At 52.5% G+C, this 25,051-nt stretch carries 24 protein-coding genes; 3 read left to right on the top strand and 21 right to left on the bottom strand.

Annotation, left to right across the window (positions count from 1 at the left end; genetic code table 11):
• Positions 1 to 109: 109 nt before the first annotated feature.
• The 16 genes from EE896_RS22065 to EE896_RS21990 form a co-directional block, all read right to left on the bottom strand.
• Entirely contained in the window at positions 110 to 649 is a 540-nt protein-coding gene (locus EE896_RS22065) for a tail fiber assembly protein (RefSeq protein WP_140916519.1), read from the bottom strand.
• A gap of 2 nt (positions 650 to 651) precedes the next feature.
• On the bottom strand, positions 652 to 4,386 hold the full coding sequence (locus EE896_RS22060) for a phage tail fiber protein (RefSeq protein ID WP_140916520.1): 3,735 nt from the start codon (positions 4,384 to 4,386) through the stop codon (positions 652 to 654).
• 5 nt (positions 4,387 to 4,391) lie between these two features.
• A complete protein-coding gene (locus EE896_RS22055; protein WP_140916521.1) occupies positions 4,392 to 4,835 on the bottom strand; it encodes a phage tail protein in 444 nt (147 codons plus the stop codon).
• A gap of 62 nt (positions 4,836 to 4,897) precedes the next feature.
• Positions 4,898 to 5,989 carry a phage tail protein gene (locus tag EE896_RS22050; protein WP_140916522.1) on the bottom strand — a complete coding sequence of 364 codons (1,092 nt, stop codon included), beginning with the start codon at positions 5,987 to 5,989 and terminating at the stop codon, positions 4,898 to 4,900.
• A 9-nt stretch (positions 5,990 to 5,998) separates the two neighbouring features.
• Positions 5,999 to 7,432 (bottom strand): baseplate J/gp47 family protein, encoded by a 1,434-nt coding sequence (locus EE896_RS22045; protein ID WP_140916523.1) that lies wholly within the window; start codon positions 7,430 to 7,432, stop codon positions 5,999 to 6,001.
• Positions 7,433 to 7,444: 12 nt separating this feature from the next.
• Entirely contained in the window at positions 7,445 to 7,804 is a 360-nt protein-coding gene (locus tag EE896_RS22040; protein ID WP_140916524.1) for a hypothetical protein, read from the bottom strand.
• 3 nt (positions 7,805 to 7,807) lie between these two features.
• On the bottom strand, positions 7,808 to 10,909 hold the full coding sequence (locus EE896_RS22035; protein ID WP_153574592.1) for a hypothetical protein: 3,102 nt from the start codon (positions 10,907 to 10,909) through the stop codon (positions 7,808 to 7,810).
• Positions 10,910 to 10,914: 5 nt separating this feature from the next.
• The gene (locus EE896_RS22030; RefSeq protein WP_153574591.1) at positions 10,915 to 11,088 is read right to left on the bottom strand and encodes a hypothetical protein; all 174 of its coding nucleotides are present in this window, start codon (positions 11,086 to 11,088) and stop codon (positions 10,915 to 10,917) included.
• 613 nt (positions 11,089 to 11,701) lie between these two features.
• Positions 11,702 to 12,520, bottom strand: coding sequence for a hypothetical protein (locus tag EE896_RS22025; RefSeq protein WP_140916525.1), 819 nt, complete (start codon positions 12,518 to 12,520; stop codon positions 11,702 to 11,704).
• Between the two features lie 11 nt (positions 12,521 to 12,531).
• Positions 12,532 to 13,254, bottom strand: a complete 723-nt coding sequence (locus EE896_RS22020) for a phage tail protein (protein WP_140916526.1) — start codon at positions 13,252 to 13,254, stop codon at positions 12,532 to 12,534.
• Positions 13,255 to 13,263: 9 nt separating this feature from the next.
• Positions 13,264 to 13,815 (bottom strand): hypothetical protein, encoded by a 552-nt coding sequence (locus EE896_RS22015; RefSeq protein WP_140916527.1) that lies wholly within the window; start codon positions 13,813 to 13,815, stop codon positions 13,264 to 13,266.
• 2 nt (positions 13,816 to 13,817) lie between these two features.
• On the bottom strand, positions 13,818 to 14,309 hold the full coding sequence (locus tag EE896_RS22010; protein WP_140916528.1) for a baseplate protein: 492 nt from the start codon (positions 14,307 to 14,309) through the stop codon (positions 13,818 to 13,820).
• Between the two features lie 10 nt (positions 14,310 to 14,319).
• Positions 14,320 to 14,910, bottom strand: a complete 591-nt coding sequence (locus EE896_RS22005) for a hypothetical protein (RefSeq protein ID WP_140916529.1) — start codon at positions 14,908 to 14,910, stop codon at positions 14,320 to 14,322.
• A gap of 43 nt (positions 14,911 to 14,953) precedes the next feature.
• Positions 14,954 to 15,664, bottom strand: a complete 711-nt coding sequence (locus EE896_RS22000) for a hypothetical protein (RefSeq protein ID WP_140916530.1) — start codon at positions 15,662 to 15,664, stop codon at positions 14,954 to 14,956.
• 11 nt (positions 15,665 to 15,675) lie between these two features.
• Positions 15,676 to 17,253: a phage tail protein gene (locus EE896_RS21995; protein ID WP_140916531.1), complete on the bottom strand. Its 1,578-nt coding sequence runs from the start codon at positions 17,251 to 17,253 to the stop codon at positions 15,676 to 15,678.
• Positions 17,254 to 17,299: 46 nt separating this feature from the next.
• Positions 17,300 to 19,045, bottom strand: coding sequence for a capsid protein (locus EE896_RS21990; RefSeq protein ID WP_140916532.1), 1,746 nt, complete (start codon positions 19,043 to 19,045; stop codon positions 17,300 to 17,302).
• Between the two features lie 169 nt (positions 19,046 to 19,214).
• On the opposite strand from EE896_RS21990, the gene EE896_RS21985 reads away from it, so the two are divergent.
• The gene (locus EE896_RS21985) at positions 19,215 to 19,649 is read left to right on the top strand and encodes a hypothetical protein (protein ID WP_140916533.1); all 435 of its coding nucleotides are present in this window, start codon (positions 19,215 to 19,217) and stop codon (positions 19,647 to 19,649) included.
• A 66-nt stretch (positions 19,650 to 19,715) separates the two neighbouring features.
• Here the strand turns inward: EE896_RS21985 and EE896_RS21980 are convergent, their stop codons facing one another.
• The 4 genes from EE896_RS21980 to EE896_RS21965 form a co-directional block, all read right to left on the bottom strand.
• On the bottom strand, positions 19,716 to 21,377 hold the full coding sequence (locus EE896_RS21980) for a hypothetical protein (protein ID WP_140916534.1): 1,662 nt from the start codon (positions 21,375 to 21,377) through the stop codon (positions 19,716 to 19,718).
• Between the two features lie 263 nt (positions 21,378 to 21,640).
• Positions 21,641 to 22,165, bottom strand: a complete 525-nt coding sequence (locus EE896_RS21975; protein WP_140916535.1) for a hypothetical protein — start codon at positions 22,163 to 22,165, stop codon at positions 21,641 to 21,643.
• A 53-nt stretch (positions 22,166 to 22,218) separates the two neighbouring features.
• Positions 22,219 to 22,503 carry a PAAR domain-containing protein gene (locus EE896_RS21970; protein ID WP_140916536.1) on the bottom strand — a complete coding sequence of 95 codons (285 nt, stop codon included), beginning with the start codon at positions 22,501 to 22,503 and terminating at the stop codon, positions 22,219 to 22,221.
• 34 nt (positions 22,504 to 22,537) lie between these two features.
• On the bottom strand, positions 22,538 to 23,119 hold the full coding sequence (locus EE896_RS21965) for a hypothetical protein (RefSeq protein WP_140916537.1): 582 nt from the start codon (positions 23,117 to 23,119) through the stop codon (positions 22,538 to 22,540).
• Positions 23,120 to 23,313: 194 nt separating this feature from the next.
• Between EE896_RS21965 and EE896_RS21960 the strand changes: the two genes are divergently transcribed.
• Positions 23,314 to 23,721 carry a hypothetical protein gene (locus tag EE896_RS21960; RefSeq protein WP_140916538.1) on the top strand — a complete coding sequence of 136 codons (408 nt, stop codon included), beginning with the start codon at positions 23,314 to 23,316 and terminating at the stop codon, positions 23,719 to 23,721.
• 140 nt (positions 23,722 to 23,861) lie between these two features.
• Positions 23,862 to 24,182 (top strand): hypothetical protein, encoded by a 321-nt coding sequence (locus EE896_RS21955; protein ID WP_140916539.1) that lies wholly within the window; start codon positions 23,862 to 23,864, stop codon positions 24,180 to 24,182.
• Here the strand turns inward: EE896_RS21955 and EE896_RS21950 are convergent.
• Entirely contained in the window at positions 24,174 to 24,986 is an 813-nt protein-coding gene (locus EE896_RS21950; protein ID WP_140916540.1) for a DUF4225 domain-containing protein, read from the bottom strand. The two genes, EE896_RS21955 and EE896_RS21950, sit on opposite strands and share 9 nt — an antisense overlap.
• Positions 24,987 to 25,051 lie beyond the last annotated feature (65 nt).

Raw genomic sequence — 25,051 nt, 5'->3', positions numbered from 1 at the left:
CACCTGGTAATCAGGTGGCGTGAGCGTAAGGAGTCTGTAATTTAGAGAGGTAAAGAAAAACAGCGCCCGGAGGCGCTGTTTAGAGTGAAAGGCAGGTATTAAATGCTTTTTATCGGATTGAAACTGGCTCAGGAGGTGCTGGCCAGACAATTTCTGCAGGTGATGAAGTAATGACGGCTTTAAGTGCTTTTACATAGCCATTCCACATCTTCAGAGATGCACGGTCTTCATCGCTGATTTCATCAAGTAATAGGTCATTTTGCCATTCATTCATAGTTGCACGGGCTGCAGCAATTAGCTTGTCACGCTCAGCTTCTGCTCTGATGATTAGCTCACTTTCGCTATAAATACGCGGAACCACACTACCATTGCTATATGACCAATTACCGGTGTTGTTCGCTTCTGCTGGTACATTGTCAGGACTCAGCTCAACCACACTTAAATTCGCGGGCCAGATCTTAGATGCATCTGTTTCAATAAACCGAACGACACCAGCATCGTCGTAAGCAATTTTAATTGTATCTTCCGCAAATCGTGTTAAATGATAGTACCAATCAAGGCCGTCTTCCGTTTGCAGGAAATATGCACCAGGCATGATTAAGTCACGGTGTTCATGATCATACGGAGTTAGTTTTTTAAGAGTCAGCATTTTTACACTTGTCCTATGGTGTACCAGTTACCGTTCACGGCTTTTTGAATTGCACGATAAAAAATTGTATCGCCGCCTGGTGTTGAGCCTTCCGTATACCATCCTGTCATTACGCAGCCACTAGGCACCTTATAAGTCCCGTTAAGTATTCCCCCTCCCTCGCCTGCCAGACGTACGTCCGAAACGATGTCGCCTGAACCACGTTGAAAGAAAGTTCCGCTTATCCAGTTACTTAAGTACCCCCCCCAGCATCCGCCGTAAACATTACCGTCGCTCTGAACAAATGAGCCACCATTGCCGGTATAAACACGATCACCAGCGACGATGTTGCCGCCCACATTGAGTTGCTGATTAAAGTAGCAATTGCCACCAATAGCAACGTCGTGACCCATATCGACCCTGCCGGTTCTAGCATTAAAATAAAGAGGCCTGAGATTATTCCATGTTCCCATCGGATCATTTTGGTTCGTTGCCATGAAATAGAAGTTGGTACCATCGAAACGCTGAAAAACACCAAATCCGCCGCTAATGATTCGAAAAGTATCAGGAGTACCAGAGGCTATCGGCTTATCAAAATAAACGCGTGGCCCAGAACCATCCAAAGTGAAGAACCGGGTATTATTGGAATAGAAGTCAAGCATTCCATCAGAAGGACAAATTAAACCCGTGTCCGAATCCCCAATATTGAGGGAGGCTGCAGAGCCAGCAAAAGCACCTGTCCCGAAGTTACCAATATTTATATGCGTTGATGTATAAAATGGCCCTGTTACATAAGCGCCATTATTAAAATGTGCATCTTGATCGACAATTAGAGAACTTCTTACATTAGTCACTCCCGACAGGTTAATGTTACCAGCGACGATATGCATGGTTGCTTGACCGCTCGTTTTGGCGGTGGTGGTCGCATCAACGATTATTCGGGCATCGTAGTCATTTGTAGTAGCTGTTGATGAGTTAAAGTCGATATACGGGCTAGCAGACAAAATACTCAACGATGATTTTATGTATGCATCACCAAACACAGTTAGTGCGCCTTTGACATCGGCACTGCCGTTGACTGACAAAGCTACCCTACTGTCAGGTAGCGCTATGTCCACTCCTCCAATAATTGTCTGTCCACGCAAATAGTTTGGCGCGGTTCCCTGCATATACAGGTTCCACCGATTTAATCCCGCACGTTGCGTCATCAACCCTTCAAATGCATAGGCCGCTTTAATACTCAGATTGGCTTTGTCAAAAACGCGGAATGACGACATTAGCCCTACAGTGGCGTTGGTGTTAACAACGGTGCTGTTACCCCAGAACTCAACAACTTCAGGCAAGTTTTGTCCGGTGTTTCCGTCACCTACTGACATTTCAACGCCAAAACCAATACCCCGAACTGTCGCGTCTGCACCAAGATTAGCGTAAGCCATTGCAGCAATCTGGGTCGTTCCTATCAGATTACCTTTGCCGGGTGTGGAGTTTCCAATTGTCAGCATACGACCTGTGCTGTCACTGCTACCGCCAAGTGCCAGATGCCCTTTATCGCTGAACAAAGCTATGTCCTGTTTCCAGGTTACACCATTGTCACGGCCATCCACGTCCAGATGAAGGCTACTGCCATTTCCTCTTAAGCGAAAGCCAGCCGAGTCAGCGTCACGGTCAATGAAGGTGACTGTAGGCGCAAAGCTGTTAACCGTGATCCCCTGAGTGCCATCATTGCTGCTGCCCGTTACCACCAGCGCGGCATTAGTCAGATCGCCTACCGCTGTTGCCCCCTTCGCCAGGACGTTTACCGGGCCGGTAAAGTCAGCGCCCCTGCTTACAGTGAGGTTGCCGCCAACAATCGCGTTGTTAAGGAGGTTCATTGTTGAAACATTGGTCTCGCCCGTACCGTCGCCTGACAGGGTGAGCCATGTACTTGTTATTGAGTTACCCCAGGAAACGCCATCGTTACTGTCTTTGGACTGGCCGAAATACCAGTGCAGCGTGTCATCTGACTTTTTCCCACGCAGGTAGTAGGCTTTGTCTTTGGTTTTTGGCTTCAGTTGAAGCGTAATTCCGTCAGCAGTGAACAAGCCCGCACCATCAGAAGACAGACCACCCCCACCCGTAATCGCCAGCCCGCCAGCACCCTGTAGTGTGGCTAAGCCGTCTCCACTGTTCAGAACAAGACGCGTCGCAATAACACCTGTTGATGCACGCGCATCAATCGAAATTTTGCCTCCGCCGTGCGTCATGTTGGTGGTTGTTATCCCACCGAGAATCCTACCGCTCCATGCATCGCCACTCACTGCCGCCACACGACCAACAATCTGCATAATGTCTGTTTCATATGCAGGTGGCTTATCGTCAGGCTGATCGGTCCTTAGAAACGTCATGGAAGGCACAGACGGTTCAGACCGGATCACACCAATACGGAAACCGGCGCTGATTTGAGAACCGACGTCGAGATTTTTTGAAACAGTCAGCTTTGGCGTATTGATATTGGTCAGCTTACTGGTGCTAGTGATATCGTCGTTATCGCCCGCCTTTGCCGCACCCGCTTTTACCAGATCGGCAAGAGTCATGCTGGCGCTGTCCATCATCTTTCGCCAGCCGTTTTGGTCCGCGCCCACTGTCAGTCCGGACCACGCCCAGTCGCCAGAAACCTTAGCTGCCACACGCAGATACATTACGCCACCCTGCGCCGCCAGAAGCTGCACCAGTGACGCGTCGGCATCATATTTCCGGCGCATGTTGAATAGCTGGCCACGCAGCGTCTGCGCGGTTTTGCCAAGTTCAATTGGGCCGTCACTGAAGGTGCCGCTCAGTGTCCAGAAAGCATTTTGCTCAGTCACAGACACGTCAGCCAGTAAGGTGATTTTGCTGTCCAGTACCAGCGACGGCGCACCCAGGCCAAATGCGCCCACGGCCATCAGCGCACCCGCCGTCATATCCAGCGGGTTTTTCTGCTGATCCGCCTGCGCGGCGGTACCGAGACCGAGATTTTCCCGCGCCTCCGGCACGTCCGGCAGATCGGCCAGATTCTCACTGGCAACCAGCTGCTTCTCGTTGACCAGCTGATCCAGCTCGATGTTTTTACGGAACATCGCTTTGTCGTGAATATCCGAGCCGTTATTGGCAATGACCATATTGTTATCGATCATGCCTTTAAGGATTTTCAGCCCCTTGAGGTTAGCCGCAATCAGCTCATCGTCGCTGGTGTAAATCGAATCCAGCGTGATACCGACCTGCCGATTGATACGGTAGTTGGTGACGATCATCGCCTGCGTAACCTGCGTGGTACCGGTTGGCACAAGTACGCGGCAGAGCTCCAGCTGGTTCGGCGTCAGCGCAACTGAGATATCCTGCGCAAAGACGCGTGCGGCCTGAACTGTAGAGGTGATATCAACCTGATCTGTCTTCACGCCCAGCTTGTAGTTTGCTTCCAGCACGATACGGGTAGTTTTGCCCGCCACGACCGGGAGCGTCAGATCGGCCAAGTGCTGCACGGTGATCTGATGTGCGTTTACGTCGAGTGAGGCCGCGCCCTGCCCGCCTTCCGCCCCTTTTGAGGTAACGATGACATTCAGCCCGGAACCGGCGACCGGCGCAAAGCCCAGGTAAAAACCGGATCGCACAATACCTTTCAGTTTGCGGTTTAAAGCGGAACTGGTGTAGGTCTCCAGGTACTGCATATCCGCCGACAGCGGCGCGGTGCCATACGCCTTCCCTGCCATAACGCCGATATCGGTAATTTCATTACTGCTCATGTGCGCTACGCCGTTTTCTGTTCGATGGTGACGATAAGGCGGTAGGCCTTACCACGGAATACGGTGTCCTGCTGCAGGCACAGCACGGCAAAGGCGTTGCCGTCAGCGTCCACCAGCGTCAGCGTATTGAGGTCATAGGCTTTGCCTTCCGGAAGAATGGCTTCATCCAGTTGAATGGTGATCGAGATATCCGCGCCGGTGCTGGTGAGGACCAGAGGCGTTTCAGTGAATTTACCGGTCAGGTTATCGTTGCTGAACGTGGAGGGAATATCCGCGATGTTCCAGCCGCCAGCGGCGTTACTGGTGACGAGCGTTGACTTGCCCCAGTAGGCTTTAATCATCTGGAAGCGGGAGCCCTTGCCGATGGAGGATTCAGCGCGACGGATGTAGTAGTAATCCAGCAGCTTCGCTTTAAACAGCTTGCTGCTGACAGATATAGTATCAGCCATAAAAAAAGCCTCTCAGAGTTAAGAGGCCAGAGGGTATGGAGTTCGTAAAATCCGATGGTCAACTACGCGACAAATTGCTCATAAAAAAGCGTGGCGATCGTGCCGTTGCCGCTGCCGTCGTCGGGCAGAGCCAGAACAAACTCTGGCAGGCCGTCAAAGGGAAACGCCATTGTCACGCTGCTGCCGTCCGTGCTGGTGGCTGTGACGCCCTGGCTGTTGCCCTTCTGGATGCCAACGTACTGCACGCCACCGTCCGTGAATAACCGGGCGCGGCTGTCACTGGCAGCGCTGGCGATATCAATGGGCGCTGGCGCGGCGTCTGGCCTTGCGAGGTAGTCATTGGTCCAAGCATCTGCAGCAAACATATCGTAGCGTTCGCAGCGCTTAACCTGACGTAACGGCACGGCGGGAATATCGAACTGCTGCTGTGTGGCCATGTGCAGGTTTTTGATCTCCGACTGGAGATCGACGTAAGACAATTTAGCCTGATAGTCGATACCGGCGCTGATAAGCGTGATGTTTTCAGCGTCTGCGCTCATCTCAAACGAGATGAATAGCGCTACGCCGTCAAACACGATGTGCAGCGGCAGCAGCGGCGCAATGATCCGGTCAAACTGGGTTAGCAGCTTCTGAACTGCTTCACCCTGCTCCAGATAACCATAACGCCCATAAAGCTCATTCAGAGCCACCGAGATTTGCGCCCGCGACGTCAGAAAGAACTCGCCATACTTCGCCTCTGCAATCGCCAGGCCTTCTTTTGTGGTGAAGAAGGTGCCATAGGGGGCCAGCTCCTGATCCACCGGCGCATACAACTCCTGCCAGCTGACCGGCAGGTTATCGAACTCGCGCCAGAACGTAGAGGTGATCGGCTTATCGGTGCCTTTAAAATGCACTTCGTCCAGGCGCTGTGCCAGCAGTACGGGCCTGCTTGTATCCGTGGTCTCCGCAACAATGAAGAAGCGGCCATATTCGCTCATGCGCAGCGTCAGATCGTCCTTGTCCATGGTGTAGTAGCTTTTGCGGTTGGTAATACGCTCCAGAATCGGCTCTACCGTTTCCTCAAAAATGCCCTGAAGTGTGTTAGCAAACCCCGACCATAACTCAGAGCCCTGCTTTTCCTTCGTAAGACGGTCTTTTACCCAGTTTCTGATCATGGCCGTGCCTTACAGATAGTTAATATCAAACGTGGAGTTAGCCACATCGAGATAGATAAAATCATTCAACTGCAGGGCCGTTTTCATATCGTGCGGAGTCAGTTCATAGGAGATAAACAAGTTCAGCTCTTCAATCACGCGCCACAGGTCTTTTACCTGAACCTGTGAGAAGTGCTTACCGGCTGCAACGCCATTCTGATCGCTGTCGCCAAACGTTGTTGCATCCCGTCCAAATCGGGCCTCAAGTGCTTCCTGAACGGCTTTTTTAGCGTCTGACAGAATGACGTTCTTCTTCGCCAGCGCGGTCAGTGAGATCGTGAATGGCTCTTCCTGTGTCCGGACGTAACGAAAGTTCTTATTAAGCTCATTCGGAATAGACGTGACAGCTGTCATGAGCATGGTTTCAAGCTCAGCCTGTGTGTACCCCGGCTTGTGACCACAGAAGAAAATCGTGTTGATGTTGCTCAGTGACTTAATGCCGGTTGATAGCTCCTGCTCCTGCTCACCCCAGGCACTGATCCACGACATACCCGGTACAGCACGATTGAGGAAGTACTTGTAGTCACCGCCCCACACTACCTGTTCGTCATAGGCCACGTAGTACTGCGCCCGGTTGCGCGTTTCCTCCGTGCTTTCAAAGCCGCTGCCGCCCGTGATTGGCGTCGTGGTCACGACTTCGATCTTGCTATTCATGTCGGCAATATTACCCGCTGGCGTCAGTTTTTGGCCCTGCGTCAGCGTGGTGTCGCCCCGGCTGCACCACACATCCAGATCAACCTTACTGCCGGTCTTCGGCATTTTCCCGATCGCTCCGTCACCAAAGCGCACGCCCAGCTGCTCAGAGGGTTTGTAAACCAGCACGTAATGCTGGCTGGTGCCACGGGAAAGACGAAACAACGGGTTATTTTGCCACAGCGTTTTGTTCTCGTTTTCCGTCACAAACACGTCCATCGAGACAGTTTCCTCCGTGATATCACGCGGCAGCATTACCGTATAAAACGGCGCTTCGGCGTCAATTGCAGAGGATACGTTGACGTGCTCCATCTGGCGGACGTCGTTAACTACGACACTACGGCCAGCGGGGATGGTCACCACATCGGTTGTGACGTAAGGCAGCTGTGCATTCGACAGAAACTCTGCGTAGATTGGTAGCTGAATGTCTTCACCTGTTTTATTGGTAATCTTCACACTGCCCCATGACGGCGTGATTAAGTGACCGAGATAATTGCGGTCCTCCGCTGCGGCCAGAATGCTTGAGCGCTTAGTTGCTGTGGAGATAAACCCCTCCGTCAGGCCGCGCTCAGCTGTAGTCTGTGCGGCATAGATAATCTGTGCACCAAACACGGCCATCATCTGAATGAACTGGCTGTTGGTAAACTTTCTCCACCAGCTGTTGGCCTGCAGCTTGCCGTTAAAATTTTCCAGTAACTCCTGAATACTCACAATTTACCCCGATTAACTTTTGTTCATGGATACGGTCAGCGGACCGTTTGATGTAATGAATGTGATTTGCCAGGTATCAACGTTTTCCGGCGCGCAGCGGATAGCACGCAGACCCAGCCCTGGCAGATCGATACGCAGCTTCCTGATAAGCGCAGCCTCCACTGCAACCTCTGTTAAGTGGCCGATTTCGGAACCGACCGGCTCATGTTTGAAGTCCTGCATGGTGTTACCCCATCCCGGCAGGCCGTAAACGCTGCCCTGTGGCGTTCTCAGCCATTCCTCCAGTCGGGCAAGCCATGCATCTGACTCCCCGGCTTTCACCACCACGCCGCCCTGATCCACGCGCATCAGGCAGTCAATTTCGTTTTGCATGCGTTAGTCCTGCAGTAGTTCGTTGAGCGCCGCATCGTTGATGCTCAGCGTTGATGAGGTCCGGGGTGCGGGTTGCGCTGTGTTAACCACTTTGTCCGGGGCCGTATCGCTCTTTTTCTTCGTAACGCCCAGCAGTGCCTCCAGCTGGGTGCGCATACCCTTCAGCTCTTTAAGCATGTCCTGATCGTGATTGCTGGTGTCGCCGCTCATCATCGGGCGCATGCCGCTACGAGGAAGATCCGTTACGTTCTGGATCTGTGCCGGGTGATTAAGAAGAGGCTGCTGTGCTGGCCGTGTCTGCGCCGCACTGCCGCCACTCAGGTATGACTTACCGGCGCTGGCCAGCGACTCAGTGCCGCTGTCGATCCAGCTGCCAGCCTTGCTTGTGAGTGGAGATATGGTGCGGAGCATGCCCGGATCGGTAATGCCTGCCTGGTCCAGTACGCTGCTAACCATGTCGTTGCCGCTGAAGCCTCCCAGCGTCTGACTGAAGGTGTCACTGACCGCGGGCATGATTGAAGCGCTGACCGCTTTAGCGCCGTCCATTGCCCCGCCCAGCATGAGGTCAAACAGCCCGTTGCCTTCTGCCGGTGTGGCTGGTGTCTGTGTGCTGGCCACAGTGATCGGCGTGTCAGACGTGGCTGATCCGGGACGTGCACGCACGCTGCCGGTTGAGACATGAGATACAGCGGCAGGACGGGAACGGCTGGCTATCTGGTCAGGTGCCAGCGCCGCCAGCTGGAGGCCTGCCGGAATTGATTCGCCGCCAGGAAGGGACAGGCCGCTGGTGGGACGCTTGCGGGACATACCGGCCACGCCCATTGATTCAGTCGCGCCCTGCACTTTTCCGTCAGCCCACTCGTTAAGCGCTTTAACCTGCCCCCACGCGCCAGCTCCGGCGTGTTTGATTTTGTCCGCTGCGCCGTTAGCCGGCTTATCCTTACCGGCTTCTTTTGCTGCAGCAACCTGCGAGGCCGTGGGCGCTGCCGGGGCCGCTACTGGCACTGGCGCGGGTGCTGCTGGTGCCGTGACAGGTACGGGAACTGCTGCCGGTGCGGCGGCAGGTGCCACGGCTCCAGCGCTCAGCTTCACCTTGTCGCCCGCTGAATAGAGCGAATCCGCCGCAACTGGCGCCTGCCCCTGCTTCGCACGTGCTTCATTCACCGACTTCAGGGATTCATCACTGAATTTCCCGCCGACCCACTTACCATTTTCATTGTGGCCAATGGCGTTCGTCATGAAATCGTTAGTGACCTGCGGATTGCCGCCCTCGATGGTGGCAATACCGCGCATCATCTGCGTCATGACTTTGGGATCTTTAAGGTCCAGCTGCTGATCGCCACGCACGCCCAGCTTCTTCGAGAGCGAGTCAACGTATTGCGACGTGTCGTTTTCACTGTTGGGCGCGTACAGCTTGATAATGTCCTGTACGGTGTTCAGCTTTTTGTTACCGGCTGCTTTAGACGTGCCTTCTGAGTAGCTTGTCAGCTGGTTAGCCAGCGCCCTGAATCCTTCCTCTGGCGTGTTGAACTTAGCAAACCGGGCCTCACCTTTACCGTTTTTGGCCTCCAGGCTTGCGCCCTCCTGCCCCACATAGTTCAGGTTGCCAAAGTTGTTGTTACGGAAGGATCGGACTTTCGCATTAGCGCCACCAATATTGAGATCAGCGCCAATGCTATTCTGCGCAACGTCTGCATAGTCAGTGGCGCTTTTACCCTGCGTACCAACGCCGTCTACGCCCCACTCGCCACCCTGCAACTGTGTACCGAGGCGGTTTATAGCCGTGACGGTTTTATCTGTTCCATCGGTGATCGCTTTCGTCTGATCCGTACTGCTGCCGGTCAGCTTTTCATACACGCCTGACGCGCTGGTTGAAAAGGCGCTGAACATGTCGCCCACTTTACTCAGCCCGGAATCCAACCCTTTCGCAATGTCGCCGGTATCAAACGTCAGTGATTTTGCTACCCCGTCCATACCCATTGCAGACGCACCTGACGCCAGCAGGCCGGACGCACCAGAGACCAGTCCACCCATGTTCAGCACGTTTGCTGCTGTGTACTCACTTTTCTGTCTGCCACTGACCGTATCGCCTTCTTTGAGGCCAAAGGCTTTCTGCTGCCCATCTGTGTCGTTATACCCCTCGTATGCGTCCATGCCCGCGCCGATTACGGTCCCGACCAGCGGGATCGCTTTAAGGGCAGTTTTACCGGCGAGTTTACCAGCCACTTTCAGTCCGCCTTTCTCTGCGGTCTTCTCCGCTGCGGCTCCAGTGGTTTTCTCAGCGACTTTGAGGCCCGTTTTGCCTGCGGTGCTCTCTGCGACTTTTAAACCGCCCTTTTCAGTGGTTTTTTCCGCTGCGGCCTGCGTGGCTTTCTCACCCGACTTTGCCGCTTCACCGCCCGCCAGGCCACCAGCGGCAAGTGTTGCACCGGCTGCAGCTGTCGTGGCTGCTACGCCGCCAATCGTTGCCGCTTTTTTGCCACCCTTGAGCACACTCAGCGCTTTCGACAGCAGGCTTTTCTTTTTCGGCTTAGGTTTGGGTTTAGAGGCATCGGGCTTGCCTTTACCGTCCGGCAGCAGATCACCGGCTGCGTCAGCAACATCAGCTGCAGCTGACAGCGCACCGCGTTTACGACCGCGGCGTTTACGCCTACCGGGGATCAGCGAATCCAGCAGCCCCGCGCCATCCTTGCCCGACGCATGTGACAGCTTTTTGACTTCCTCGCGCACATCGTCCAGGGCATCCACAATGCGATCGTCATTGGCGGCGATAACTTTGGTCTGTTCCTGCGTTACCTGAATAGCCTTAGCCTGTTGAGCGTTTTTAAAGCCGTCAGCTGATTTTGGCTTACCGATAACTGGTGGCGTTCTGGCCTCGGTTGTTACAGGTGGATGCGTTAACGGCGGCTCCATTTTCAGCGCGGCATTACCTTCGGTTTTGCCCTGCATGAAGTTTTTCAGCGTCACGACGTTCTTTCCGAATTCGGCAGAAATGTCGTACATGCCTTTACCCATCATCCATAGCGGACCACCAGCAGCCGTGCCAGCAATGTCTGCGCCTGAAGACATTCCATCGCTGTTTGACTCGGTGGCAGATTCCAGCATGCTACTCAGCGATCGGAAAAATCCCTGCTGCTGCTTTTGCTCAGCGCGGCGCGCATTTTTATCCTGCGTTGCAGCAGACGCAGCGGCAGAATCAGTGCGTGATTTAAAGCGGCCACCGGCATCACGCCCAGGCGTTTTACCACCTGTTGCCGTGGTGTCAGAGTCTCTATCAGAACCATTTTTTAACTGACGTTGAGAGTGTTGATTTCTGACGCTTGTAACGCCACCTGATACGCCTACGATTTCTTTTTTATTACCTTTATAAGGTAATTTATCTTCTACTTCTAAACCTTTAGACCGCCTCCAGCGCTTAAGAGAGACTGTATTGGTGATTTTATTGCTTTCAGAGTGTTTTTTATCATCTTTTGCGCGCTTTTTTGTGACGCTTAAAAGGTTATTTTTTTCTAACGGTAATTTTTCTTCATTTTTCTTACTATTTTTTTCTTTTGATACGTCTTTTTTTGATGTTTTTGTTTCTTTACCAGCTGTATTACCCCTTCCCGTAAGCGATCTTGTTACCTGAACGTCTGGATAATTACGACGCTCATTTTCAGGATGAGAAGGGCGCAACTTTGCGATTTCCTGCCGGATTAGAGCCATTTCCTTAAGTTGATCGCGGCTGGCATGCTCAATTACCCCAATAATCTTGTCTAATTCTTTAAAATTATTCATTGAGATCTGATTCTGCTCTGTTTCAGTTGCTCGGTGAGCGTGTTGTTCATCTGAATGGCGCGCCATAATGGCAGTGCATCAACGTCACCGACAGGCTGGCGTGCGGTCAGCGTCAAGTTGTCAATGATGGTTAGCCATCCACTGAGGTGAAAATCGTGGAACAAAAAATCCAGAGCGAAATGGGATATACAGTTGAGTCGTGTACTCCTGCATGCCCTCCTTTTCACAGGCACACGGCGGGAGCAGAAGTTGGACTTCACCCTGTGTGATTTGCATCAGCAGGCCGTGGCGCAAGTTGCGCTGCATCAGCTGAATGTGTGCCACCAGCGGCGCGAACTCGAGATCGGGAACCATGCTTTCCAGAATGTCGAAACGGCGATTTGCGGACTCTTCGAAGTTCTGCGGATCGTCATCGAGCGCAGTGCAAAGCGCGAACTCTGCAATGCGCATGCGCATAATGGCGGCTTCATACTCCGGCGCGTCAGCATCCGGCAGACCGGCGCGCATACGCTCCAGCATTTCCTGACCGCGCCCGGTCAGCGGCTTAAGCGTCCACTCAGTCGGTACGCCATTTACAGGGACATTCACGCGCTCATAGGGCGCGATAGTCAGCAGCTCTACCGTCTCCGCCAGTTCGCTCAGATCGAAGTCATAGGTGTGCAGTTCCTTGCAGTGCTCGCAGCTGTAGTGAAACGCCTCCATGTTGTCAGCACGGCTGTTAATCATGATCCACCACAGCGCTGTGCGGCGGTCCTGTGCGGTCCAGTCGCGGCAGTCATCAATCGGACCTTCCTGCAGTGCATTCAGGTACTCCGTAACGCGCCGTTCATCGCCGATCACGTCAGGAGAGCAGTATTGGAGGGCGTCTTTGATCACCGGCTGTCGGAAGATGATTTCAGTAGCAGGGCGCGACGCCAGAGGCAGTGGAGGAATGATCACTGTGTTGTCCTTCAGAATTTAATGAGGTTTGATGCAGACGATTGAACCTGGTTTGTAATTCCCCCGGTTACTCCTTTCAGCAATCCATTTGCGAGGCTTCCGGCGCTGGTGTACTTCACGAATGTCACCGGAATAGTGACAAACTCGCCCACGGCATCACGGGCGCGGGAGATCTCGCCGATTGTGGTGATAAAGCCTTTCATTTCCTCTTCAAGCGAGGTGCGGCCATCCTGTGAGACGCGGTAGATCCGGACGTTAAGCAGATACGCTGGCGGGAGGTTAAACGTGCCATCTCCGTTGGAGATACGCGCACGGCGCTCCTTAAACTTCTGGAGGATTTCGCCATCCTCATTGTCACGGACAGTCATCGAGACAGAGCCCGCCGTAACGTGCGTGGGCTTCACAAACTCAGCACCACCAATCAGCTTACTTTCGGTCTCAACGTTGCCTGTGCTGTAGGTGATATCTTTCACGTACATGTCCACGCGGGAGAAGCCGTCTATCTCAATGTTCCACTGCCAGCCCTGCGCGTAGCGGATGCGCATAGCCATTTCCAGTATCGTTTTGGCGTTGGCCAGCTCAGGCGGGAGACCTGCATACGATGCGCCATTACCGCCGCTCATGGTGGCGGATGCACGGGAGAGGATGTTGGAAATCAGGTTACTACCGGCCTGCTTGGCCGTACTGGAGGCAAAGCCTTTGATATTCCCGGCCAGACCGTTAAAAAAGCTCATAGCGCCCCCTTACCAGGTGCTCATTGCGGGGATGATTGCGCGTGTAGCGGCGATCTGCATTTCCAGATCGGCTTTACGCTGGTGAAGCGTGGCCTCGTCAGGCAGAAACGATGCGTCGAACTTACCGGCGATATGCAGGCGGCGCAGGCGCTCAACATTCGGAATAGCGATCAGCATTTCCAGGTAGTCTTCAATCAGCCCGGTAATGTCTGGCGGTAGCTGTGTCTCTTCGTAATCGCAGTCACGAATATTGCGGAAGTAGAGCAGGGTAAACGGCCATTTCTCGCGGCCAGTCAGCTCAAGCTCAATGGTTGATTCATAGGGATCGGCATATACCAGCGCACCATTGAAATCGTTCACGTTTACCAGTGACAGGTAATCAGACGGAAAAGGGAGGCTTACGCCCCCCGTTTTTTCAATGCGTTTACGGCCTGGTACACCGGCCCGATCCTGATAGACGCCGAGTGCCTGGCGGAGAAGGCTGGTTAACAGCGCCTCTTCATCCACCAGCAGCGTCGTGAAGCGCGCTTTCACGGCCTCAAGCAGTTCGACCGGCGTCATGGTTATTCAGCCCAGTTGTAGACAACGCGAAGCGGCAGCTTAACGGCAGTAGTGGTGTCTTCAGAGCCAAAGTCCACGGAATCCGAGTACACCTTGCAGTGCATGTAGCTGCGTGTCAGGCCAGCGCTGTCACCGCCGTTAGATTCTGCTGCTGCAGCAAAAGTAATATCAACGTATTCCTTGTTGAGCACCATCTGGCGAACCGCTGCAAACACGTCACCTTTAATGGTCTCAACGCAGGTCATCTGGAACTCACCAGAGTTTTTAAGAGTGCCATGCTGGCTAAACTTCATGCCGCCTGGTGCCACGTCTTCCACGTCTTCACGGGCCATTTCCGGCAACTGTGTGGTACGGACCAGAATCGACAGGTTGGGGTAGCCTTTAACAGTCACCCAGTACTCAGAGCCGATAAGTTTTTCACCCGCTGCAAGGTTCTGGTTAAAGCGTTTTTTCAGAAAAGCCGTGTCGGCTTTCGTATTGGAAAATCCGGACATAATGTGTTCCTCAGATAAACATATATGGAATATCAGACTGGTTCTGGACGCTCAGGCCGGAGCACTGGAGCGTGACGGTGTTGTGGGTGTAATGCCCGTCAGCTGTGCGTGGCGCGTCCAGCTGGTAGCCGACGCTTCGGATCACCACATCCATCAGCTTCAGGCGACGGCCAACGTCCATGATCACGGGGAGAGGACGGCGGCCACCCGGCATGGCGGCATTCAATTCAGGCGAGGCCATCTGCTGCAGCGTCATGATTGCGTCCATGACTTCCACCTTCGCGTTCGTGGTGGCCATCAGGTCTACAACAATGCTGAACTCAGGCGGCTGCTGGCCTTCCCAGATAAGCAGGGAGTTAAATTCCGACTTAGACGTATTGCCGCTTGCAGCCTGCACGCCACCCGCCAGCTTGCCGCCAGCAGCACTCACTGCACCGGCGACGCCGCCCAGCGAGTCATTGGCAAACGGAGATTCCCACATGGATTCAATGCTGGCGGTGGAGCCTTCCCCGATGTAGCCCACAACCATCGCCGTTTCTGACGTGATATAGAGTTTCAGGAAGGGGCTGACCCCATCTGGCATGATTGCACCGCAGATCATCGCGCTATCCTCATTGCAGCCGGGATCACCCGGCTGCTATCCCTTACAGGCCGCGTTTTTTGCGCAGTTTCAGTGATTTTTTACGGTGCGCATTCGCCATCGAGCTGTGCGCCTTAGAACGGGCCTTTTTCAGCGCCTGTTTCTGGAGCGACGTCATGCGGCGCTTCTTCGGACGCTTGCGGACCAGCGTTACAACGCCATCGCGCACGGCTTTGAAGGTGGACGACTCAAGCATGGCTTCGCCGCCTTCACCGCCAGCCACGGTGTAATCTGCGATCGCTTCATCGTCCTCAGTCAGGCCGGAAAGCGCCTCGTAAACGTTCTCAGCGGCGCTGTCATCGTCGTCATCGATCATGCTGGTGACGTCATCCTGATCTGCGCCCATTGCAACGGCGGCGTTCGCCAGCTGGCCGAGTGCGGCGTTAAAGGCATCAACCTGCTCGTCATCCAGATCGTCGTCTTCAGACAGCGAATCCAGACCGGCCAGCACCAGTGCCAGCGCTTCAAAGCTGTCGGAATCGGCTTCGCCGTCCTCAACCCAGCCCGCCAGCAGAGAGGCCGCAACGGAACGGGCATCTTCGCCAGCGCGACGCTGCACGGCTTCAAACATCGCCACAGTGCGATCCAGTGCGCCGTTGCCTAAGCCCGCGCTTTCCAGCATGGAATCTTTTACAGCTGGCTCTTCAGCTACAGCAGGTTTATCGAATGCAGCGCCCAGCAGGCCATGCGTTCTGTGATTAAAAATGTTGTTCATAATTTCCTCTGTTAACGGAACAGCGTTGGCTTGCCGACGATGCGGCGGGAAGAGCCGGTAGGGCAGACAGACCAGGAGGCTTCCCACAGGTCGATATCTTTCTGCACGACGGAGACAACAAACGGCTCAGTGCCTTGCGTGACGTCACGCGGCTTGACCAGGGCTTCAGCGGCAACGAAACGATCCAGCAGGTCTTTTAAGCCCTCAGTCAGGCCTCTGAAGGTGATACCGTCCGGTTCATGCTTCAGCGCTTCTGCCACGTCATAAAAACCGCGTGCGATCGCGTTCATCAGTGAACTGATGTGCTGCAGGCGCAGGTAGTTGTTTTTAGCGAACGTGGTCAGGGAGTCGTCGATATACATGTTCCCGGCTTTGTCGAGGCTGACCGGGTTAATGCGCGCAGTTACAAAGGCTTCGCGGTCGATCTCGTCCAGGTTAGGGATAGGCTTGATGTTCTGGCGGTTGATGATTGCGCGGGATACGCCAGCCGGTGAGTAATGCCAGCCGCCGACGTCGGAGACCAGCGCCACGCCTTTTGCTTTCGCCACAAAAGCGTCACAGGAGATACCCCAGTTAACGTTAGTGCCGGTGAATGCGTCGCGTGCGGTGTACGGCCAGTAGTAGCGTGCTGGCTGGTGTGAACCGCCGAGGCCGTGGCCCAGCGCTTCTGCCATCGCCGCTGCTGACAGCTGCGCGCCGTGTACGTCGTAGAACATGTCGGTACGGGTGTCTTCCGCCAGCTTAACCAGCGCCGCGATCACGGTCGGGTCATAGCAGCCCAGTGACAGTACAGCCGTCCAGGAGAACATAGATTTACGCAGAACTGTCAGGGCTTTGGTGTAGTCAGCCGTGGCAATAGCAGACAAATCGCCATCCACGCCGCCGCTGAATTGCATGTCGTCGAAGCCTTCAGTGATAGGCTGCATCAGCGTTTCAACGTCGTCCGACACGATAGCGCGCAGACGGGTTGAGCCATTTTCCAGCGCGGTCGGCAGGAAGGCAGGCGAACCCATATCGCTGGTGGCGTTGGTGTTGAATGAAATCTGGTGAGATTCCAGCACTGATTCGCCGCCAGCTGCGTCAACTTCCTTCAGCGTCAGGATGTAGAAGCCCGGTGCCGTCGTGTCGGTTTCCATGCTCAGGGTGCGGTTTGCTGAGGCGTCGCCATCCTCGATGTAAATCATCGCTGCAGCGCCAGCCGCCAGAACCGGATCGGAAGACGGTGCAAAGTTGCTGGCCACCACGCTCAGCTCCTGCATGGTTTTGTCGGCCATCAGGGACAGGGCAGGGATCTTCATACCCGGCGCCGCCACGCGGACCACATAACCATCACCGCCGTTAACGGCAGTCGCTACGTGACGCAGTGGCTCAAACGCCGAACCGCTACGCGGGTGAATGGCTTCGCCCAGCACTGACTGATAGTTATCAGCCGTGACGCGCAGCACAGAGCCAATTTTGCCGCGACGGGCAATGACCAGACCGGCAAAGACGGACGCGCCGCCAGATGCAACGGAAGTCGTCGCATCAGCGTTGACTTCCGACACCGAAATGCCGGACGCCTGGCCCACAGAAAAACGAATCTTATTCATGTGAAATGTCCATGAAATGCCCCCTTAACGGAGGCGTTAAGGGGGATTAGCTGCCGGTACCGGTGCCGGTTGCCGCTGCTTCAGGTGCGGTTTCGCCTTCGATCTTCTTACCGGTCAGCATGCTGTAAGCGCCGACTTTGGTATTGGTCAGGGTCAGCTTGGCGAAGTAGTTTTCACCATTGCGCGGGTGCAGCTCGTTCAGGGAAGAGCCCCACAGCGTTGTGCGGTTGACCAGTGACGGGTTGGTTTCATGGACATACGGAATGGCCGGAACAGCGTCGCCGGCGATCAGGCCTGCGTCACCGATGGAATCACCGCGGCCGTAGAAAAGAATGTCTTCTTTAGCCAGTGCCACGCCGTCTAACACGAACTGATCGCAGATAGCGGTAGGGACTTCGAAGATCTGGTAAATACCAAACAGGGTGCCGATACGCTGGATGTACGGTGACTGCACAAAGTTAGGGTCAGCCTGGAAGACGTTAGCAGGTAGGCTCTTCAGGAAGTTCGCCGCTTCACCACCAGCGAAGCCGCCACGGACACCGGCCTTACGGGTGCGGTTAACCATGTCGGTGCTCAGCTGAGTGATCGCGTGCTTCATCAGGCCTACCCACGATTCGTAGGTCTGGCCTTCCGGCAGTGCCACGTCAAATTCACGGTCATAGACGTTATGGAAAGCCATTGTGCGAAGGCGCATCATGTCCTGCTCATGGCTCAGCCAGTTGCGCATAGCGGTAAACTGGGTAGAAGACAGGTTGATGCCAAATTCACGGCTCAGATCCGACGCGGCCATAACAGTGTGCTCAGACGCGATCACGAACTGTGACGGCTTAACAGTGAACTCACGCATGGACTGGTTGATAACCGGGATCAGGCCTGGTGCTTTCTCTACGTTGATTTCAACCTGTGCCGCCAGCTCAGTACCTTTAGCCGGTGCATCGGTGAAGGTCACAGCGATGGTGCCTTTCTCGTAATCAACCTTACAGGTAGCCGCAAACACGTTGCCTTTAACGTCTTTGTCGGAGAAATACAGGTTGCCGTCGCCGTCATCGACTTTGCCCGGACGACGGTTGATCAGCAGCTTGGCGCGGCCAGCGCGGATCGGCATATCAGCGCCTTCAACGGTCTTCATTGAAAAGGTGAAGGTTTTCTTGGTGCCGTCCGGCTGCATTGCGGCAGGGAAGGGATACAGGCGCTTCATCTGTGAGTACACAGCAGCAGACTGCATGTGCATCTCGTCGCCCTGATCAAAGTCACCGAACTTGGTACCGGCGACGTTCAGGAGCTCGTAAATCTTCGCTTCGTCGCGCTCACACGGGACAAAGGTACACGCGTCGCTGGTGGCCGCGCCAAGTACCGCTGGCAGGATCAGCGCGGCAAACTGCGCCTGACGCATTACGCCATCAGAGGTGCGCATGTCAGCTGCGACAGATTCAAACATCGCCTTGCCGTTGCCTTCATGTTTTTCCAGGGCTGATTCGATCATCAGGTTTTCCAGCGCACGGCTGGCGTTCGCCAGCTGATCAGCTGGTGGATAGTGACCGTGACGCTCTTTGTACTCGATCATGCTCGACGCCCAGGCGGTGCCGACAATACGGCAGAACTCCGGGTTAACGCCTTCAAACATCGGGTCTTGGCGTACTGCAGCGCCAATGTTCTGAGACATTTCGACGCGATCAGAGATCATCGCGCCGGAAGCATTGCGCTGTGCATCAACGGTAAAAGCCATGACACGCGAGGCGCGGGTCATGATGTCCTGCTCACGCATACGTGCAGGGGTAATATCTTTGCTCACAATTCAGCCCTTTTTTCAGGGCGCGGCTGCGAGGGAATTTTTGACGAGGCAAATTTATGCGGTTTGTACTTTGCGGTGTGAGAGAGGCAAGAAAAGATTTTAAAATCTAAGGATAATTTTTATATTTTGATGTACCTTTCCGGCATGTAATTGACCACTGGTAATCCTCATGTCTTATAAGCTCTATTTTCAGTACACCAACGGCACCAAATCCCACACATTAGCAACCGGAAGTCAGCGCGACGCCCGTAATCATCTGGACTATCTGCTCAGCGAATCAGAGCCACGTTCTCTGGCTAAGCAGATCGTCATCATGTACGGCGCTGAAATCATCATGGAGGCATGCCCGACGTTAGAGGACGATGCTATCCGTAGCATGGCGCGCTGGCGCAGGGCAGGGAATACGCAGCAGATGCACAATCCGGTAACAGCGTCCATTTACATGCCACTCGCGGCGCGTGAATTTCTGGTTAATCAGGGCGACGGTTCCCTGGCGGCGGGCATGCGTAAAATTATGCTGGAGATTGGCGGGCCGGAAGTGGCAGCGGGTTATATGGCTGAAGTGACGGCATCAGCTGATAGTGCCGCTCAGGCCGCAAACTGAAGATTTGCAATTGAAACGGTCTTAGTTATGACGAAAAGCCGCTATTTCAGCGGCTTGAAATATCTGTCATGAGCTAGCTTTAGGGGTAACTATCTCAAAATCATCAGGAGAAACACCAAATGTGGTGATAAAGGCATTCTTCGCCCAACTCTCCAAATCTTCGCTGCTGTAATATTTAGATAACCATTGAAAGTTATATTCAAAATCTCCAGGTTCTAGTATCCACTGTTGACAAAGTTCGAAGAGAACCACAGCCAAATAAAACTCTCCAGCTGTATCCTCAAGAGTTTTTTCGGCGATTCCAGGTAACATTGAAGGAGCAATATCCATATTGAGGTTCTCTTTGAAGAGAGCCTGATGTTTCAAATAAAAATGATCAGTGGTGGTATTTCTACGCTCACCCTCTAAATAGATTCCAGGCCAGCAGAAAAACTCGGGGTTTTTAAGCTTGTCTTGCTGAAAGCTCAGGAATCGCGCTAAAATCAGACGTACTAGCAAATTCCCCGGCTCAAAATTAAACTTTTCATTATCCTCCATCAATTTGATAATGCTTTCCTCATTATCGCACCAGCTGGAGAATTTTTCCAAATAGATTATTGGAGGGATAACGCCAATAGCCTCGCACAAAACAGTGGATATCACCCAATATTCCTCAGATGAATATTCAGTGATTAACCCTTTGAATTCAGGGTACTCATGCTTTACTGCGTTACAAAGGTAAACAAAACGAATACCTGGGTCTGTAGCATTGACAAATTCTTCATACTCAACAATATCAAATGGGAAACCCTCAGCTGGATTAATTGCTATATCTATCAGTAATAAATACAGTGCTACGAGAGGACTATCTACACTTTTAGGGCATTCCTCTTCAAGGATCTTCAAGAAAAGCGTAAATGCCGACTCATATAGACCATGCAGCATGCCTACCTGTCTAAATTGAAACCAATCTAATGTTTTATTAGATACAGTATGCAAATATAGCATCTGATTGAATCGCGCCTGACCTTCATATAAATCAGCTGTCCCAATAGGTGGGATGCCTATACTTTTTTCCCCATAATAAAAACCGCTAACTTTCTCATCTGCAAGCCGTCTAAATTCATCTTGCCAAGCTGCGGGATTCGGAAGGAATGAGTAATCCGGATCAAAAGTTGTAGCAATCAAGCCTAACGACGAAGCATATGTAATATTGAAAGAATGACCTACTGATTCAAAATATTTGCTTTTATAACACTCCGTTATTTTTTTTGGTCTTTTTGTTCTTACTTTATAAAAATGAATATCATGGAAGGTGTTTAATATTTGATTTATTGCTCTAAACTCTGGATCATCAGTGTCGTCAGGTCGATGACAGTTGTCACTATAGGTAGTGATCGGTTTTTTTTTCCCGCTTAGTGCAAGATAATCTTTGAAAAACTTTAAATTACTTGTTATTTGAGCAGGTAAACTTAAGCTCATAATCAACCCAGAGGTTGAGCCAACAAATTGCCACCAATGCAAGTTTTCATGGAAAAGAGTTGAAGTGGCTTGATAAATTTCGCCTGGCATTAGGTCATTAGTAGGTTCACCTGATTCAACTTTATTGAGAATTTGATGAACGTCAGGATGTAATCTCAGTATGTATACAAGATGGTTATAAAACCCCCTAATATCGCTATCGGAGCCTATAGGGGACTGTGCGTCGCTAAGTTGAACGTCATTCAATAAGTTGGGGGTAAGTTCCATGCCATCATCCTTGTCAGAAATAAAGTTACAATCACTTTACTCACAAAACCTGACAAACTAAAGCATCAGTAAAGCTAACATTTCAAGCCGTTCACAGATAGTTGCTCTAACGTTTACTTCTGTGAGCGGCTTCTCCTTTAGATGTGAGCTACAGGCGGGCGTTTTGCTCTGATATCAGTTCATTTCGCCGGTTGCACTCATCTATTATTGTCAAAATACCCGCCACATAAGCGGGTAGCTGGTCAGTGAATCCGGGTATGTTTTCATCCACCTGGCACGGCAGGTAGGCTTGCGCTTTTTGAGGCGGCAGCTCCACCAGCTTTGTGACCATCACGACTTCGGGTGTTAATGGCTTTGGCTTTGTCCCGGAGCATGCGAATAACGCTGGCAGGCAAAGCAGTATGATTAACACCAGCAAGCAGTATCGCACGGTTGATTTCATCAATTTCATTCTGACTATCCTCTTTAAGTTTCTCTAATTCCTGCTCCAGCTCCGCCTGCTTCTGCACGTATTCCTGTCGGTCCTTTTCCCGCTTGGCCAGGGTCTGCTTCAGCGTATCTACCTGCGCCTGCTGCTCAGAAAGCGAGGCTTTAAGGGTGCTGTTATTGCCGGTGAGTGTTTTGTTATTGGTGGTGAGCGTGTCGTTGGCTGATTCCAGCGCTGCAACGTGTGCAAAGTGGTCTGTAACGGTCACATAGCCCTTATGGCCCAGCAGTAGCAGTGCCGCGCAGAACGCCACGGCGATAGCGCGTTTAAGCCAGCCGGTGAAGGTGATTTCACTGAACATGGTTATTCCTGTGTAAGCGCAGCCATGACGGCTGCGTGCATGAGAGAGGTCAATCAGTTCACCTGGAATCCGGCATCGCCTGTTGCGACTGTCGATCCGCAAGAAACCTGATCGTCAACGCACACAATGCCTTTGCCATTGATGGTGAACCATGGACGGCCAGAGACCGCCTTTCCGTTGTGGGTGCTTTTGCCGTCCGTGTGGTCCTTAAACAACTTGCCATCCACTAGCACGGCCTTGCCGTTGATGGACAGCCCCGCGTCAGCCTCGGCAGTCTGGCGCGAAGGGAACAAACCGTGTCCGGAGCAAACGGAATCCAGTGTACCGGCAGCAGGCATTAGACCGCCCCGGCGCCGGAGCGCGCGTTACTGGTCATTGCGACTCCATCAGATCGTAAAAATCATCCGGGATATCACTGAAGGTCACGAACAGGCCCAGCCAGACGGCACGGCTTGCATCGGTGATATAGCGCGACAGCTTGACGGTGCTCAGTACCTTCTCAACCCATTTGGTCTGCGTCAGCTGGTCTGCCGGAGACATTTCGCTCCAGACGTCGGTAGACATATCGCGCCCCAGGTTAAGCGCATAGATCGCGGACCACATGACCGGCATCAGATCGACGGTCTCAGGCTCATCTGTCAGTGAGTATTTAACCTCCAGGTAGTATTCAGTTGTCGCCAGGCAGACATAGGTCGGGATCAGCAAATAGCGGTGTTCCGGACGCATGGCCATCATGCGCACGCGGGTATCTTCCGCCGTGGCATTTGCCATCGTCTGCTCAATCATGGTGTTGCGCGTGGTGCGCTGTGACGGGGTGAGACGCCAATACGGCGTTTCCATCAGCGTGCGCGTTTCACGCGAATAATCGTACTCATAGGAAAACTGCGGATCTTGTCGCATTGCCATGTTCAGGTTATGGAAAAGCTCAAAGTGTGTGGTCTTACGATTGCTCATAATTCATCCGTCCTGGTTAATTGAGCGGGGAGAATAGAGGGTTTGTAATTTAGGTGGGGGAGCGGCTAAGCCAGAATTAAGAATTTAAAGTATAAAGTTTTTATAAATATCGATTTAATTTTTTGCCACTTTTCCCGTATAGTCTGGCTTCGCGGCAGGTGGTGCCGACGCTTACAGACGAAAAGGAACGTAAAATGAATGATGTTTATGGACGAATGATCCCCACTGTTGGCCTGCCTATCCAAAAAACCGTGCTGGCATACTCTGAAAGAACCGGTGTGCAGTTGCTGGACTGTGGCGAAAATTGCCAAGGGCGCTTTGAAGTGGTTACTAAGAATGTGCTGGTGGCCTGCACAGACAGTTACGCGAGAGCGAGAGACTACTATTTTAAAGAGACCAGCCGCCTCACCAATGAGTACCAGAGTGCTTACAACGCCAGGGCCAGAGAAGCAAAGGCGGCAGGGCTTATCGGCTATATCTTCCGTGAATATGTATGTAATCGCATCACGATGGATCAGGCAATAATGCTGCTCAATACGCCTCGCGGCATTCCGGCAGAATCACTACCAGCCTTCAGGGATGCTGGGATGAAGCTAACCTAAGATTTGGCGGTTTCTTCTTAGCACATCCACATGGTACGGAAGTCCGTTATAGTGCCAAAGGAAGTTGATGTATGAGAGTCATGCACGTATATAATTGCGTTAGAATGACTTAACGTTTTAAGGATGAAAGGTAAAGCACTATGACAGTTAATGAATCAGAGTTATTGAAGTCCGGTTTTACTGATGCTGATTTGAAAAAAATCAAAAATAATATTGAAAGCTATGGTGGAACGCTGGACGAAGCAGTAGTGGATTTAAAAAACAGATTTAGAGTCCTGTTATGGATCGTTTCAGCCTGCACGCTAGTATTTGTATTCCTTCTCTGTTTCTCGACTAAGCCATACATTTTAGGTGGAGGCTTATCTCTGCTGATCGGTGTCGTCATTGTGACGTTTATTCAACCGCCAGTGCTGGCCTGGAAATCATGGCGCTACTGGCGGTCGAAAAAAGGCTTAGCTTGATTGGTTACTTATGCTGAGTAAATCGAATGTCACCTTAGCCGATACACCCCAGCCGATTATTTTCATGGTCAGCTTTGGACGGCTCATGGTGTCAATCTTACGGAAGTAATCACGGGGCAGCCATCTGAAAAGCCGCCATGCGCCAGGCTTTCTCGCCAGCCCCCAAACGCTATAAACACTGGCTGTGAGCGTTACCGTGTTGTACAAAGCCAGTCCTGACTCTGGTTTAAATCCCATGAATTTTGCAGCCTGCATTGCCCCATCGGCAAACATGCCTTCTGTTTGTACATCAGACAGGTTGTTAATAAGTTCTTTGGACAGGCCATTAAGCCCGTCAACAACGAGAACGGCACCAGCCAGCACGCCAAGAGGTGTCATTGACGCGATCATCAAAGCACCGCCAACAACAGCAAAACCTGAAAGCGCGACATGAACAGCGGAAATCATGTAACCCACAATTTTGTTGTTCTCGCGTACAAACTCCACTTTGGCATAGAGTTGTGCTGCCTTTGTGAGCAGTAATCTTCCTTGCTCTTCAAGGTTTTCTGTTTCAGATCTAAGCTGTTTAACGCACTCCAGACATTCTTCATCAGATTTTGCTTGTCGGGCGGCGGCAAACTGCTTATCAACAACCGATTTTATTTCCTGGACAAACTGCATCCGGGTAAGCCCATCGTTAAGATGTAAGGCTGACAGCCTGTTAGCTGTATCAATCAGCTTTCTGGCTTCAAGGTTGACCATTGTTTCAGCCCAGGCTTTATTCCTTCCACCTGAGCGCATCATTCCAAGCAAGGCTGCGTCCATTTTTATCTCCCTGTACATTACATCATCAATAATACTCGCTGATTACTGGCTGTAAACAGTGGCAG

The sequence above is a fragment of the Pantoea eucalypti genome (assembly GCF_009646115.1).
In the GTDB taxonomy this organism is placed as follows: domain Bacteria; phylum Pseudomonadota; class Gammaproteobacteria; order Enterobacterales; family Enterobacteriaceae; genus Pantoea; species Pantoea eucalypti.
The sequence above is the reverse complement of the archived record's forward strand: the minus strand, read 5'-3'. Positions and strand labels throughout refer to the sequence as shown.

Excerpts from the sequence above, each read along its gene's own strand:
- EE896_RS22005 (WP_140916529.1), bottom strand. The coding sequence starts at position 14,910 with ATGATCTGCGGTGCAATCATGCCAGATGGGGTCAGCCCCTTCCTGAAA.
- EE896_RS21975 (WP_140916535.1), bottom strand. The coding sequence starts at position 22,165 with ATGTTCAGTGAAATCACCTTCACCGGCTGGCTTAAACGCGCTATCGCC.
- EE896_RS21955 (WP_140916539.1), top strand. The coding sequence starts at position 23,862 with ATGACAGTTAATGAATCAGAGTTATTGAAGTCCGGTTTTACTGATGCT.
- EE896_RS22000 (WP_140916530.1), bottom strand. The coding sequence starts at position 15,664 with ATGAACAACATTTTTAATCACAGAACGCATGGCCTGCTGGGCGCTGCA.
- EE896_RS21960 (WP_140916538.1), top strand. The coding sequence starts at position 23,314 with ATGAATGATGTTTATGGACGAATGATCCCCACTGTTGGCCTGCCTATC.
- EE896_RS22015 (WP_140916527.1), bottom strand. The coding sequence starts at position 13,815 with ATGACGCCGGTCGAACTGCTTGAGGCCGTGAAAGCGCGCTTCACGACG.
- EE896_RS21965 (WP_140916537.1), bottom strand. The coding sequence starts at position 23,119 with ATGAGCAATCGTAAGACCACACACTTTGAGCTTTTCCATAACCTGAAC.
- EE896_RS22040 (WP_140916524.1), bottom strand. The coding sequence starts at position 7,804 with ATGCAAAACGAAATTGACTGCCTGATGCGCGTGGATCAGGGCGGCGTG.
- EE896_RS22055 (WP_140916521.1), bottom strand. The coding sequence starts at position 4,835 with ATGGCTGATACTATATCTGTCAGCAGCAAGCTGTTTAAAGCGAAGCTG.
- EE896_RS22020 (WP_140916526.1), bottom strand. The coding sequence starts at position 13,254 with ATGAGCTTTTTTAACGGTCTGGCCGGGAATATCAAAGGCTTTGCCTCC.
- EE896_RS21980 (WP_140916534.1), bottom strand. The coding sequence starts at position 21,377 with ATGGAACTTACCCCCAACTTATTGAATGACGTTCAACTTAGCGACGCA.
- EE896_RS21995 (WP_140916531.1), bottom strand. The coding sequence starts at position 17,253 with ATGAATAAGATTCGTTTTTCTGTGGGCCAGGCGTCCGGCATTTCGGTG.
- EE896_RS22030 (WP_153574591.1), bottom strand. The coding sequence starts at position 11,088 with ATGGTTCTGATAGAGACTCTGACACCACGGCAACAGGTGGTAAAACGC.
- EE896_RS22060 (WP_140916520.1), bottom strand. The coding sequence starts at position 4,386 with ATGAGCAGTAATGAAATTACCGATATCGGCGTTATGGCAGGGAAGGCG.
- EE896_RS21970 (WP_140916536.1), bottom strand. The coding sequence starts at position 22,503 with ATGCCTGCTGCCGGTACACTGGATTCCGTTTGCTCCGGACACGGTTTG.
- EE896_RS21950 (WP_140916540.1), bottom strand. The coding sequence starts at position 24,986 with ATGGACGCAGCCTTGCTTGGAATGATGCGCTCAGGTGGAAGGAATAAA.
- EE896_RS22010 (WP_140916528.1), bottom strand. The coding sequence starts at position 14,309 with ATGTCCGGATTTTCCAATACGAAAGCCGACACGGCTTTTCTGAAAAAA.
- EE896_RS21985 (WP_140916533.1), top strand. The coding sequence starts at position 19,215 with ATGTCTTATAAGCTCTATTTTCAGTACACCAACGGCACCAAATCCCAC.
- EE896_RS22035 (WP_153574592.1), bottom strand. The coding sequence starts at position 10,909 with ATGCTGGAATCTGCCACCGAGTCAAACAGCGATGGAATGTCTTCAGGC.
- EE896_RS22065 (WP_140916519.1), bottom strand. The coding sequence starts at position 649 with ATGCTGACTCTTAAAAAACTAACTCCGTATGATCATGAACACCGTGAC.
- EE896_RS22050 (WP_140916522.1), bottom strand. The coding sequence starts at position 5,989 with ATGATCAGAAACTGGGTAAAAGACCGTCTTACGAAGGAAAAGCAGGGC.